14 protein-coding genes and 1 pseudogene are annotated in these 12,871 nt (G+C 59.1%); 8 read left to right on the plus strand and 7 right to left on the minus strand.

Going from position 1 to position 12,871, the window contains the following annotated elements; all coding sequences use genetic code 11:
• From EOA86_RS05595 to EOA86_RS05605, 3 genes are all read right to left on the minus strand, one after another.
• Positions 1–292: twin-arginine translocation signal domain-containing protein (locus tag EOA86_RS05595; RefSeq protein WP_128340936.1), on the minus strand; the 292-nt coding region annotated here is incomplete at its 3' end.
• 35 nt (positions 293–327) lie between these two features.
• Positions 328–1,473, minus strand: a complete 1,146-nt coding sequence (locus EOA86_RS05600; protein WP_245497142.1) for an ABC transporter ATP-binding protein — start codon at positions 1,471–1,473, stop codon at positions 328–330.
• A gap of 117 nt (positions 1,474–1,590) precedes the next feature.
• Entirely contained in the window at positions 1,591–2,364 is a 774-nt protein-coding gene (locus tag EOA86_RS05605) for a glucose 1-dehydrogenase (RefSeq protein ID WP_128340937.1), read from the minus strand.
• A 102-nt stretch (positions 2,365–2,466) separates the two neighbouring features.
• Between EOA86_RS05605 and EOA86_RS40005 the strand changes: the two are divergent.
• A pseudogene (locus EOA86_RS40005) lies at positions 2,467–2,656 on the plus strand (type II toxin-antitoxin system VapC family toxin); the annotation flags it as partial.
• Between the two features lie 336 nt (positions 2,657–2,992).
• Here the strand turns inward: EOA86_RS40005 and EOA86_RS05615 are convergent.
• Complete coding sequence (locus EOA86_RS05615; protein WP_128340938.1) at positions 2,993–3,232, minus strand: hypothetical protein; 240 nt, start codon at positions 3,230–3,232, stop codon at positions 2,993–2,995.
• A 564-nt stretch (positions 3,233–3,796) separates the two neighbouring features.
• Between EOA86_RS05615 and EOA86_RS05620 the strand changes: the two genes are divergently transcribed.
• Both EOA86_RS05620 and EOA86_RS05625 read left to right on the plus strand, forming a co-directional pair.
• Positions 3,797–4,369 (plus strand): transglutaminase-like cysteine peptidase, encoded by a 573-nt coding sequence (locus tag EOA86_RS05620; protein ID WP_245477107.1) that lies wholly within the window; start codon positions 3,797–3,799, stop codon positions 4,367–4,369.
• A gap of 480 nt (positions 4,370–4,849) precedes the next feature.
• Positions 4,850–5,587, plus strand: coding sequence for a TylF/MycF/NovP-related O-methyltransferase (locus tag EOA86_RS05625; RefSeq protein WP_127209606.1), 738 nt, complete (start codon positions 4,850–4,852; stop codon positions 5,585–5,587).
• Between the two features lie 70 nt (positions 5,588–5,657).
• Here EOA86_RS05625 and EOA86_RS05630 read toward each other — a convergent pair whose 3' ends face one another.
• From EOA86_RS05630 to EOA86_RS40010, 3 genes are all read right to left on the minus strand, one after another.
• A complete protein-coding gene (locus tag EOA86_RS05630) occupies positions 5,658–6,191 on the minus strand; it encodes a GSCFA domain-containing protein (protein WP_128340939.1) in 534 nt (177 codons plus the stop codon).
• On the minus strand, positions 6,188–6,604 hold the full coding sequence (locus EOA86_RS05635) for a GSCFA domain-containing protein (protein ID WP_128340940.1): 417 nt from the start codon (positions 6,602–6,604) through the stop codon (positions 6,188–6,190). The genes EOA86_RS05630 and EOA86_RS05635 overlap by 4 nt, the downstream gene beginning before the upstream one ends.
• Positions 6,605–6,847: 243 nt before the next feature.
• Positions 6,848–7,060 carry a hypothetical protein gene (locus EOA86_RS40010; protein WP_245485713.1) on the minus strand — a complete coding sequence of 71 codons (213 nt, stop codon included), beginning with the start codon at positions 7,058–7,060 and terminating at the stop codon, positions 6,848–6,850.
• Here EOA86_RS40010 and EOA86_RS05640 point away from each other — a divergent pair.
• From EOA86_RS05640 to EOA86_RS05660, 5 genes are all read left to right on the plus strand, one after another.
• Positions 7,059–8,711 (plus strand): ABC transporter ATP-binding protein, encoded by a 1,653-nt coding sequence (locus EOA86_RS05640; protein ID WP_245497143.1) that lies wholly within the window; start codon positions 7,059–7,061, stop codon positions 8,709–8,711. The genes EOA86_RS40010 and EOA86_RS05640 overlap by 2 nt on opposite strands.
• 6 nt (positions 8,712–8,717) lie before the next feature.
• Positions 8,718–9,896 carry a hypothetical protein gene (locus tag EOA86_RS05645; RefSeq protein ID WP_128340942.1) on the plus strand — a complete coding sequence of 393 codons (1,179 nt, stop codon included), beginning with the start codon at positions 8,718–8,720 and terminating at the stop codon, positions 9,894–9,896.
• A gap of 7 nt (positions 9,897–9,903) precedes the next feature.
• On the plus strand, positions 9,904–11,091 hold the full coding sequence (locus tag EOA86_RS05650) for a hypothetical protein (RefSeq protein WP_128340943.1): 1,188 nt from the start codon (positions 9,904–9,906) through the stop codon (positions 11,089–11,091).
• Positions 11,081–12,253, plus strand: coding sequence for a hypothetical protein (locus tag EOA86_RS05655; RefSeq protein ID WP_128340944.1), 1,173 nt, complete (start codon positions 11,081–11,083; stop codon positions 12,251–12,253). The genes EOA86_RS05650 and EOA86_RS05655 overlap by 11 nt, the downstream gene beginning before the upstream one ends.
• Before the next feature lie 192 nt (positions 12,254–12,445).
• On the plus strand, positions 12,446–12,871 hold a 426-nt coding region (locus EOA86_RS05660; RefSeq protein ID WP_164891576.1), incomplete at its 3' end, for a hypothetical protein.

Genomic DNA, 12,871 nt, shown 5'->3' on the forward strand with positions numbered 1-12,871 from the left:
GGACCCGATTCTGCGCCACAGCCGCCCAGACTTTCGGCTGGATCTCGTTGTCTTCAGTCAGGTCGTGACGGACAGCGATCCCCGTCATTTTGGTGAAGCTGTCGGACACGCCGGCCTTCAGGCTATCCACCCAGCTGCCGCCCCAGGCGCGCACGATGATCTCCGCCGGCTTTTCCGGTTCCTGCGCATAAGAACTGCGCAGGCCGAGGGCTGAGGCGCCGCCGAGCGCGGCGGTGGCCTGAAGGAAGGTTCTGCGGGAAAGATGGGATAATGTCGGCTTGAAGCGCTTCATCTGCATTCTCCTCTAGGTTTGACCGGTTTCCGGTTCTATCGAAAAACAAGCATGTCCCTGGCATTCCACCCCAGGAACACGCTTTCGCCTATGTCGAACTGCGTGTGCGCGGCGGGATCATGGTCAAAAACGCGAATGACCTCGTCGCCAATCGCGGCGCAGGCTACCTCGTAAACCATGCGCTCGCCTTCGAAGATCGTATCGATGACAGTCCCGGCCAGCACGCAATCGAGCTTCGACAGCTGAGCAGCGTCGCCGGCGAGACGGATCTGCTCGGCGCGGATCGCTCCCGACGCCTTGCCGCCCTCCCCAGGTGGATTGACCGGATCGCCGATTTTTCCGGCAAGCGTCAGAGCACCGCGAAGGATGGAGACGTCGCCCCCTTCCGATACGGACCGTACCGTACCGGCAATGAAGTTGGTGACGCCAATGAAATTGGCGACGAAGGCGTTGCGGGGCTGGCGGTAGGTATGGATTGGCCGCGCCTTCTGCTGGATCTCGCCCTGATCCATGACCACAATGTCGTCGGAAACCACCAGCGCCTCGCGCTGGTCGTGGGTGACGTTGATCGTGGTGACGCCGAGCTCTCGCTGGATGCGGCGGAATTCGAGCTGCATTTCCTCGCGCAGCTTGCGGTCGAGCGCAGCCAGCGGCTCGTCGAGCAGCAGCAGGTCGGGCTCGAACACCAGCGCCCGCGCGATCGCGACGCGTTGCTGCTGCCCGCCGGAAAGTTCGTGAATGCGCCTACCGCCATAGCCTCCGAGCCGGACCAGCGCGAGGTATCGCTCGACGCGTTCGGGAATGGTGCGTGCATCGCGCCGACGCATCTTCAGCGGGAAGGCGACATTCTCAGCCGCCGTCATATGTGGAAACAACGCAAGCCTCTGAAAGACCATGCCGATCGACCGCTTGTGCGGTGGCACCGCGCTCACCGCTTCACCGTTGATGAAGATCTCGCCGCTGCTCGGGGTCTGGAATCCGGCGATCATGCGCAGGAGGGTTGTCTTGCCGGACCCCGAAGGCCCCAGAATGGTGAGGAACCGGCCCTTCGGTAGATCGAAGGACGCATTCTTGACGGCATGAACCCCATCGAAGTCCATCCCGACGTTGCGGACTGTGACTGCAATTTCCCTGCCGCCTTCCGCTTCCCGCGAAGCTCCGGCCCGGAAAGGCTCCTGCATTGTGGTTCCCCTTTTTGTCGCCGGCCGCATGCAAGGACGTCCAGCGTTGCGAGGTGGTATATACAACCATATACAAGGTGGGTCTACACGGTTCTTGTTGCACCCGCCCTCAGTCGCTCAGATGGATGCGAGATAGCCGCCGTCAACTGGGAGGCAATGCCCGGTGACATAGGCGGATGCCCCGCTCGCCAGGAATACAATGGCTCCGGCCAGATCCTCCATCGTGCCGAAACGCCGCTGCGGTATCTTGGCCAGCATTGCCGTCTGCCAGTCGGGATCCTGATAAAAAGCATCCGTCATCGCCGTATGGAAATACCCCGGAGCGATGGCATTGACGCGGATGCCGAGCGATGCCCATTCCGTGGCCAGCGCGCGTGTCATGCCCAGAAGCCCAGACTTCGAGGAGCCGTAAGGTGCCGCGGTCGGAATGCCGACATAGGAGGTCAGCGAGCAAAGATTGATGATCGCGCCACCGCTGCTGTCGGCAGCCATCCGCCGCGCCGCAGCCTGCGCGCAGAAGAAGGCGCCCTTCAGATTGGTCGATACGATGCGGTCCCACAGCGCTTCGTCCACGTCGAGCGACGGCTGGACTTGCTCATAGCCGGCGTTGTTGACCAGGATGTCGAGCCCGCCAAAGGTATCCGCCGCCTCGTCGACCACCACGCGGATGCGATCGGTGTCGAGCACGTCGAGAGACCGGCAAAGCGATCTTCGCCCGTTAGCGCTAATTCGGTCCGCCGTCTCAAAAAGGGACGCTTCGTCGCGGGCGGTCACCGCGACGTCGGCACCTGCCGCGGAAAGCGCCTCAGCCATAGCCTGGCCGATCCCGCGGCTGGCGCCCGTCACCAGCGCCTTTTTTCCCGTCAGATCGAACAAGGAAGCGGCGTCCATAGTCGCGATTCCTGCATTTTCCGAAATTGCATGCGATCGGATTGGAAACGAACACCAGTTGCGACCGGTTGTCTATACATCTTGCGATCTCGCTGGCGGCGGATCACTGACCAGCGCCATTAGGCCTATGGGAAAATCATGAGTACCGCCATGCGGCAGGGCCGGGGGATGTCGGCGCCCGACGGCATGATTGCTGCAATCTCAAGAGTGAATGGCGACCAGCTTGGCGACGCGGAACTTGGGCGACTTCGGCACGACCGGTCTCGAGATGTTCTCTTCGTGGGAGTTCTGACCTGGGATATGGGCTCATTCAGGACCGGAGCAGGGCAGGGGGAAAGACTTATCGCCTACGGTCTGGTCGCTTTGGTCAGGTTGACGGGCAACCGTTCGCGGCGGCGCTGGAGGGGATGGCAGCGGCCGACGTGACGGCCGATTGACAGCGGCGCAAGCAGACGCGGCCCTCGAAGCCTCGCCACGATTTTCCTGAGTTCGCGACCTGACGCATTCAATACTCTCGCCAGAGACGGCCAATTCACCCATGGCTGCAGGATTTTCTTGCGCCTTGTCCAACCACCCTTTGTTGCATGGCGGGTGGTTGGACTTTGTGCATGGGAGGACAATCAGTATATTAACGGCCCGCCCATGGTGCACGACCCCTGAGGACCTTGCCGGGCTGTGGTTGTTGTTCTTTCGGGGCTATCACGGGTAGCGGCAAGGAAGCCGTATGATTGGTGTCTAAGGTCATTTTTCTGTTGTCGACATCAGGAGCAAATCCGCGGGTCGGATCGCGGTCCGGATTTTGAGCGGCAGCGAGAGACACTCCTGTCGACAAGGCGAGGAGGGCGAAAGCCGTTGCAAGATTGTTCATCGTATTTTTCCTTTCTTGATGAGCAGACCTGCCAATCGGCGCCTCGCGCGGAATTGACTCCTGCTTGCGAAATCGCTGTCGGCTTTCTGTCCCGTCACTATGACGAGGCTTCCTGCTCACGATCGAAACTTACGCCACGCCTGTCGCAGAGGTTTGCCCGAGTGCCAGCGAAATGTATCCGAATGTATGCGAATCTACGCGAGAGCCCCGTAGCACTTGGACTTTTTTGCTTCGACAAGTTTGGCTACAATTTTTCTCGGCCGCCCTATCCGCGTTTGAGCCGTCGATGACCGAAATGCGCCGATGTGGCCATGCGACAACACGCGAATGTCATGATCTTCCAGTGGTTATGGAAGTTCTCCAGCATTGACCGCGGCGCCCAGCAACAGGTCATTGATGATTGTTCGCGACCGTAGCTTCAAATTGTGTGTCGGCTGCGTTGATGTCCCCATGAAAAGATGGTAACGCGATATTAAAGATTGTTTCGGGTCGTTACCTTTGGGCGGGCGAATGGGATTGGTGATACCGCGGGCATGGCTGTGTGCCGGCCTACTGATAGGCTTGATGATGTCCGCGACGCCGATGGAGAAAGCTTCGGCCGATGCGGTGCCTGGTGCCATGGCCACCGGGCAGCGGACCTCCATTCCAGTCGGCTACATGGAATTCTGCCGAAGGCAGGCCGCAGAATGCAGGATACGATCAGGCAAGATCCCGCCGGTTCTTATGACCAGTGGAATGGAAGATAAGCTCGCGTCCGTCACCAAACTCGTGAATAGATCGATCAAGCCCGTGAGCGATTTTGCCGTTCACGGCACGATGGAATTTTGGTCCTATCCTGTCAGCGCGATCGGCGACTGCGAGGACTACGTCCTGCTTAAGCGTCAGATGCTCAATTTGGAGGGCATATCGCTGTCAAACCTTCTGATCACTGTCGTCAGAAAAAAAGACGGCGAGGGGCACGCAGTGCTGACGGTCAAGACCGACAAAGGCGATTATGTGCTCGACAACCTCAACGACGATGTGAAGCTTTGGTCGGAAACTGGATATAGATTTCTAAAAAGGCAATCGTCCACGCATACCGGGCGCTGGGTCGCGATACTTGAACACCCCGATGTTCTGGTCGGGGCAGTCGACTGAACCTCTCGATTTGCGACTGAACAATACCTGGCGCACCCGCGCCATGCCCGAGAATGGCAGGAATGCGCCAGCCAGCCTTTCGATTACCGCTTCATTGAACCTGGGTCTTCCTCCGCCACGATCGATGTTATGGGGCTGCCTGCCGCCGCCAAGCGCGATGCCTGAGCTTTTCGATGGGTGTCTGCCGCAGGCGCCATCACTCGCGGCGCGCGCAGCGCAGGCCGGGCAGTGGGATAACTCCGACAGCCCGGGCGTTTGACTGTTTCCGGACCGGCCCAGGCACGTGGCCCGTGATCTTGAGTCGCACCCCATGCAAGTTCCAACCTCGACGTCGCCTTATTGCGGGCACCAGAAAGTGCTTTCTTGCGCGCTCGAGAAGCCCATGTCCTGCAGCCGGAACTCGACTTCATTCCGCGTCTGATGCCGGCAGAGCTTTCGATTCCGCCCGTTTTATGAACCTACCGAAAATGCTGGGTACCGATGAAATTAAGAGATATGGCACGCGCTGTTGTTTCGAAGAAACGCAGAGGCGTGGCTTGGTATAAGGTTTCTCAGAAGCAGGCCGACAAATACGGCTTCTATGTTTATTCCAGTCATATGATCTGGAAGGACCAGCCATTTTTCCGAAAGGCGCTGCAGCGGGTCAAAAACATCCGCGGGATTCCAGATCCCCGGGCTTTCGTCCTGCAAAGCTGCTTGCGATCGATCGAGCGTATCGATGGCGATGTGGCCGAATGCGGCGTAAGGCAAGGCCGGTCGACGATATTCATGCTGATGAGCGATCTTCGGCCACGGCACTACCACCTTTTCGACTCGTTCGCTGGCCTCTCCGAACCAACCGCAGAGGATCGCAAGCCAAACGGCCGAACGCCATGGAAGTCCGGCGATCTCAGCACCGACGAGAAGATAGCCAGAGAGAATATTTCCGGCTTCAGCAACACCACTTTTCATGTGGGATGGATACCAGAGACCTTTTCCAGCGTATCCGACCGGCGTTTCGCCCTGGTCCATATTGACGTCGATCTATACGAGCCGACACGTGACGCGCTTGCCTTCTTCTACGATCGGGTGTGCGCGAATGGCATGATCATATGTGACGACTACGGCTCTGGACTCTGTCCTGGAGCCCGAAAGGCCTTTGATCAATTCTTTGAAAACCGCCCGGAAGGTATCATCGAGCTCCCAACGGGGCAGGCGATTGTCGTAAAGGCAAGCTAGCGCTGAATGGCTGCGGCTACTTTCCATAGACATCAAGAGAGGGATGTCACGGCGGCAAGGCACGGGAATGTCAATTCCCGCGTGATGACGCCGACGGAGAAAAGTATGCATTGAAAAACTGTTCAACGATCTCCTCGACGACCGATTTCTTTACGTGCCGTAAGTCCTCTCTATAGCTGCGAGCAAGGCCTCTATAGGTGACAAGCTCGAATGAGGGAAGGTAATGGACATTGTCCCGTTCCCGGCAGACTTGACCAAGCACAGCCCGAAGAACGGACTTCCCTTCAGTGCTCGCAGTGACGACATCCATGTCTTGAAACGTCCGAGCCAATGCAACCGGTGAGACTGTGAGAATTATCGGTGCATCGGGCTTGTGTTGACGGACCATGTCCACGGTAGCCATCACGTTGGCGTAGTTTTCCTGAAAGCCGCTGACGTGAAGCGTCGTTTCCTGCATTCCGCCTCCGCCACGATAAAGCGGTTTCTGTGCTGCTGCTTTGCCACTGGATTTGTTGATGAAGACCTCAGTCATTCCGAAGGTGAATATGAATGCCGTGGCTGCATCGAAGCCAACCCGCATCTCTCCATTTATGCTCTCGATCACCTCTCTGAGACTTGCGGAGATTTGGCGAAGATGCCGCGGCGGTACGGGTCCTGAAAGCAGATTGGGCCCCAAGGAGCACGTTTCTTGACCTGCCACCAGTCGTCATGGGCCTGATCCCACAACCCAAGCATTTGCTCGACCTGAAGGCGAACAGTGAAGGTGTTGTAGAAGTTCATATGCTCCTGCCGAGGCAGCTCATCTACAATGGCCTGTGTCGGGTCGAAGCTGATATATCTGTAAGACGGAACGCATGCGATCTGTCTGCTTGTCAATGCACGTCGAATTTCCTGCGCGAAGCAACTCCCCATCGTAAAGAATATATCGTCAGAAGTGAATATTGAGGTTTTGCGGATTGTAATGGTGCCAGAACTGACAAAGTCTGCATACTTCGTGTTTGATTTGTTCGATGCCATCAAGCGAATAGGTTTAATGTATCCGAGTTGGTGGCGGAGTCGAAAATACTTTCGTCGAACTCGCTCTAGCAATGTCACAATTGCTCCATGATCTCCATAGCCGGCCGACGACAGCAATGCCCGACACTTAGTCCGCTTCGCCGCTAGCCGCAATCAGGAGGATTCAAGATTGACTATAACTTCGAACGAAGTCAGACGTCTGGTATCAGTTTGGCGCATGTGTGACGGCGCCGAGAAAAATTTTCATGGATCGGCAGGAGCGAGGGTCGTCAGAGAACGATACATCGCATCGGGAAACGGAATGAGCGCAAAGAAACGAATTTCAGCGGCCCTGGCATACCCGCTGGTCAAGCGCCTGATCGTGGAGAACCTGCCGCCGCACATAAGGCTGTATCTCACCGGTTTGCTGTGTTCGATCGTCGCTGCGGCGGCGACCGGCGCAACGGCTTGGATCATGAGTGTCATGATCAATAGCATTTATGTAGAACGGAACGCTGCCGCCGCATGGGGTATTAGCGCCGTGATTGTCGGCATTTTCCTGGTCAAGGGGATCGCCGACTACTGCCAGACCATCACAACGGGGAAGGTTCGCCGGGCTATCGTTTCGGACCTTCAAAACCGCCAGTTTTCCCGAATGGTGCGTTTCGACATCAACCGCTTCGCTAACCAGCATCCGGCGAAATTCGTCTCCAAGATCATGTTCAACGCGCGCGCCGGGGCCGCCGTTATTCTCACCATCACGAGCAGCACCGTCTCCGATATGCTGAAGCTGATTGCCCTGGCAAGCGTCATGGTCAAGCAGGATCCAATGATGTCGCTGATATCGGTGGCGGTTCTACCCCTGCTATTCCTATCGGTGGGCGCGATAACCAGGAAGCTCAAGGCGCTGGCACGGGGCGAGACGGAGTTGGCAGCACTGGTCCAGTCGATCGGCACGGAAGCCGTCGAAGGTATCCGCACCATCAAGTCCTTCCAACTCGAAGACAAGGCGGCCGCCAGCTTCGCGAAGGCCGTCCGCAAGATGGAAAGGCGCGGCATCCAGATCAACCGCACATCGGCGTTGATGAGTCCTTTGATGGAGACAGGCGGCGGCTTCATCATTGGCCTTTTCATTATTTACGCCAGTTGGCAGACCCTCGGCAACGGCAAGACGCCGGGCGAATTTATGGCCTTCATAACCGCCTTTATGCTTGCCTATGAACCCGCCAAGCGGCTGGCCCGGGTCAATGTCGACATCCAGAAGCAAATGGTGGCCGTCGGTCAGATGTATGATTTGATCGACACGCCCGAACAGCGGCAACTCGCAACCGCGGGTGAGCACCTCACCGATGTCGAGGGCGGCCTCCGTTTTGAAGATGTGGCCTTCTCCTATGAAGGGAATAGCCCTGCGCTGCACGGTGTTTCCTTCGAGGTGCGGCCTCGTGAGAAGCTGGCGATCGTCGGCCGCTCCGGCGCCGGCAAAACGACCATCGTCAATCTCATCCTGCGCCTGATGGAGCCGGACAGGGGCAGGATTCTCCTCGACGGAAAGGACATTTCGAAGATCAGCCTGGCCGACGTTCGCGACAATATCGCCCTGGTTTCACAGGATGTTTTCCTGTTCGAAGGCTCGATCCGTGACAATATTCGGGACGGACGCCCGAACGCCAGCGATCTGGAAATCGAGTCCGCGGCGGACCTCGCCCGGGTCACAAGCTTTGCTTCGAGCCTGGAAGACGGGCTCGACACGCTGGTTGGTCCGAGCGGCACCAATCTGTCGGGCGGGCAGAAACAACGCGTTGCCATCGCGCGCGCCCTACTCAAAAATGCTCCGGTGATTGTCTACGATGAAGCAACATCCGCGCTCGACGGCGAAAACGAACGGGCGGTCATGGAGGCTGCGTTCGACGATGCATTTCAGCGCACTGTGATCTGCATTGCGCACAGGCTTTCAACCATCAAGGCGGCCGATCGCATCCTGGTATTTGACGCTGGTATGCTTGCGGACTCCGGGACCCATGACGAACTCGCCATGCGCAGCGAAATCTATCGCTCGATCTTCCATTTGGAAGCGTCCGCTCCAATCGTCGAAGGCGGCAAAACGCTGCGGCAGAGCGTATTGCGCTGAAGGCCGATGACCAGTTTTTACCACGGTTCCTACATCCGGTATGTGATAGGTGGATTGGGCCTGCAGTTGCGCCGATACACAAAGGCCGTGCGGGCGCTGTATACCGGCTCCAAGCCTCGTTCCGTTCTTGAGCAGCAGGCCAAGGTCGACGCGCTGATCGTGCGCAGGGACTGGACAGGCCTTGAAGCAAGTACCAATGAAATGGCCATCATGGCCGATCGTGTCCGCGACCCGGAGCTGATGCAGAAGGCAGGCCAGGCGTTCGAACGGCTTGGAAACTTCGCGCGAGCGGCCGAGCTTCGGCTGTCCGCTCGCCGGCAACGAAAAGGAAAAGCTGCCAATGAGTGGACCGGAGAAGACCTCGGTTCGGATACACTGCTGATCGATCTTGTAGAGGATGATCCTCGCAGTCTTGGCCGGGTCATTCGCCATGCGCGACTGGCCGGCGCCGCCGCTGGATGTGCGCAAAGCGCGACAATTCGGGTCGAGCCGCGCCTCGTATCGCTTGTGCAGCGGACGTTCCCGAATGCGACCGTGGTTCCAGCGCAGCAGAATGTCGTTGGTGACAAATTTGCGACCTTCGAAAATCTCGCCTGGGTTTTCGGCCGCGATGCCGAAAGACTTGCCGCCGATTTCGTGCCGCTGCGGGTAGATCCTGAACTCGTCCAGACATTCCGCAAGCGCTATCGCTCGATGACCGATCTGCCACTGGTGGGTCTGTCCTGGGGCAGCAAATCACACACCAAGGACGTGCCTGATTTCCCCGAATGGGCACGGTTCATCGCCCAGACACATGCGACATTCGTTTCCCTCCAGTACGGACAGATCAAGCCGGCGCTGCGGCGCCTGCGCAATGGCAATGATGCGCGGCTTATCTATGATGACAGTGTCGACCAGATGGTTGATATGGACCGTTTCGCCGCGCAGATCGCCGCGCTCGATGCGGTCGTAACGATCAGCAATACGGCGGCCCATCTGTCCGGAGCACTCGGTGTTCCGACCATTTTCCTGATCGACGACAAGTTTCAGACAGCGTGGCCAGTGATTGGCGATCGAACCCCCTGGTATCCGAAGGGGCTCGTCATTCGCAAGGAAGGACGTGCGTGGTCGGTGGTGCTCGACGACGTCGGCCGGCGGCTCTCGTCAATCCTGACGGTGCGTTCGACGCCGCCCCGCGACAGTTGAGGTCGCTGTGCCGAGCAGACGATCCATCCTTGAAAAGGCAAAAGCCGCCGACCTGCGCCCGCAAGGTGTTGACGGCAAGCGGCTGCAGAAGGTTCTTGAACGAGCAAAGAAGTTTTTCAGGCGTCCCTCGCGCCATGCTGACGAAAGCGTCGAACGGCATGTGAGCCTGATGGCGCAGAGTGTCGAGCGGCGTGACTGGCAGGCGGCCCGGGACCATGCGCTGGCACTCGGCCTGCTCGGTGAGCAGCTTGGCGATCCCGGGCTTGTCAAAAAAGCCGGGCGTGGACTGAGACGCCTCGGCGGCGGGAATCGTGCCTGGCAGTTGATCGCGTCGAGCAAGCAAGTGCCCGGCCGGCCCGAATGGGATGGCAGTGATCTTGCGGGTCGCAGGCTTGCCGTCGAGCGGCGCGAAGGCGATCTTGCAATCTTCTTCCAGTTCGCGTCGCTGCTGGGGCCGGTGGTCGCAGCTGCCGAACGATGCACCGTTCTGGTCGAGCCGCGACTCGCGCCACTTTATCGCAGAACATATCCTGCGCTCGATATCAGGCTAGAAGGAGAAGGGGAGGTGGCGGCGACGGACGCCGATGTCTTCGCCTGCTTCGAGACACTGGCGAAGCACTTCTGGCCGGATGAGCCGACAGCGCGCGCGCCATTCATTCCGTTGGAGCCGGACCGCCGACTGGTGGCCGAGCTACGCAGCACCTATCTCAATCGCGGCTCGGGGCCTCTGATCGGCTTCGCCTGGGGAAGCCTGAACAAGAGCAAGGACCTGCCGGCTCTGGACGATTGGCGGGCGCTGCTCGGCAATCTGCCGGGACGTTTCATCAGTATGCAATATGGCGATGTCGGGCCAGCGCTCGCCGAATTCGAACGCTGGGCGCCGGGACGCATCATCCATGACGCTTCCGTCGACCAGTTGTCGGATATGGACCGCTTTGCCGCGCAAATCTCAGCACTCGATGCGGTGGTGACGATCAGCAACACCGGCGCCAATCTAGCGGGAGCGCTTGGCGTTTCGACTGTCGTCATGCTTGACGATGGGTTTCGGCTGTCGTGGCCTGCCTTCGGCGAAACGGTAGCCACATATCCAAGCGTTCGACTGGTTCGGAAGGGCAGCCAGGCATGGGCATCCGCAATGCAGGAAGCAGGTGGACGGGTTACGCAAATCATCAGTGGAGTTGGTGATGGCCGGTAGCCAACTCCTTCGCCGGTTCCGCCGCGGTGTCGCGCTTGCAGGCTACAAGTACAAGGTCTGGTTCCGTCGCCACCGGCGGCAGCTTTTCCTTCGCTGGCGTGATGGCGACGTTGCCGATCAGATGGCGGATTATCGGCGAAGCATCGAGGCGCGCGATTGGTCGGCCGCACTGCCGAAAGCCCTGGCCCTGGGGTCGATTGCGAAGTCGCGGGGCGAGGTTCGCCTGCTCGACGAGCTTAGCAAGGCGCTGATGCGTATGGGCGCCTACGGCCCGGCGGCCGAGCTCAAGATCGCCCGGCGCCACATCGTTGAGGGCCACGTCAACGGCGAATGGCTCGGCCAGGATATCTCGAACCAGGTCTTACTCGTTGATCTGATGGAGACCGAAAAGCAGGGTCTGGCCACCGCGATCCATCATGCGAGTTCCGTCGGCCGCGCGCTCGCCCGGGCCGCTCGTTTGATCGTCCTGGTCGAGCACCGGTTGGTGCCGCTCTTTCAGCGGACATTTCCCGCCGCCGATGTGCGAGCTGTCGGTCAGGGGAACAAGGCCGCCTATGGCGAGGCCCAGGCCTTTGCGGGCGTTCAGCATCTGACGGCCGTGTTCGAGACAGATGAGACCACGATCCGGGAGCATTTCATCCCGCTGAAGCCGGACCCGGCGCGGGTCGCTGAACTTCGCGCTCGCTATCGGAAGGATGGCCGGCCGTTGGTCGGCATCGCATGGGGCAGCTCCAATCCTGGCAAGGACCTGCCGCCACTTACGGCATGGCGCGGGCTTATCAGCCGTCCGGACCTCCGGTTCGTTTCGCTGCAATATGGCCAGGTCGAGTCCGACCTGGAGATCCTGACCGATGGCGAGCTCGCGCGTATTCTCCATGACGGATCAATCGACCAACTTGTCGACATGGACCTTTTCGCGGCGCAGGTTGCCGCCATGGACGCCGTGGTAACCATCAGCAATACCGGGGCGCATCTGGCGGGCGCGCTCGGCATCCCGTCGGTCTTTATCCTTGGCGATGGGTTCAAACGTTCCTGGCCGGTCGAGGGCGATTGCACACCCTACTATCCTTCCGCCGTGCTGGTCTCGAAACGGGAAAGGCCTTGGGCCGCGGTGATGGAAGACGCACAAAACCACATGGGCTTGCTCATCAGCACTGTTTGAATCCACCACGCAAGGCATCGCGAGTGTGCCAGGCAGGTCCAAACCGGCGAAGTGGTCAAGCGCCTTTCTTGACGGCAAGAGCATTGTAAACTACCCGGCGGGGCGGCCGTTCTGAATTTCACGGATAAGAGGCGATGCATATCTTTGGGTAGGTCGAGAACCAAGGCGGCTTCTCCTGTCAGCGAAGGCTTTGTGCAGCGGCTCCTCGCCGCGTACCGGCTTGTTCATCCAGGAAATCTGTTCAGGCGCGGGCGTATCTACGCCCGCGGCAGGGCAGCGACGAGGACTGTCTACTTCGTCCCACACAACCGCAACAATGTTCGGCTGCTGGCTGACGCGGCAGAAATTCTGGTTGACCGCGGCATCCGCTGCGTGTTCGCGCATCTCGATGGATTGAAACGTGGCGGCGTAGCGCGACCTGAACTCAACGCCCGGGGAATATCGCATATCGGCTTTGCCGAGCTCGAGCGGATGATCAGACCCGGCGACATGCTGGTGACTGGAAATGACTATGCGCCGCAATTCTTTAGGCGATTCATAGACTCAATCAACTTCGGCATGGTCCGTGTGGTCGGGCTGATCGGCGGTGCGCGACTGCTGCAGCCGCATCGATTTGTG

It is taken from the genome of Mesorhizobium sp. M5C.F.Ca.IN.020.32.2.1 (genome assembly GCF_004023105.1).
Classification (GTDB): Bacteria; Pseudomonadota; Alphaproteobacteria; order Rhizobiales; family Rhizobiaceae; genus Mesorhizobium; species Mesorhizobium wenxiniae.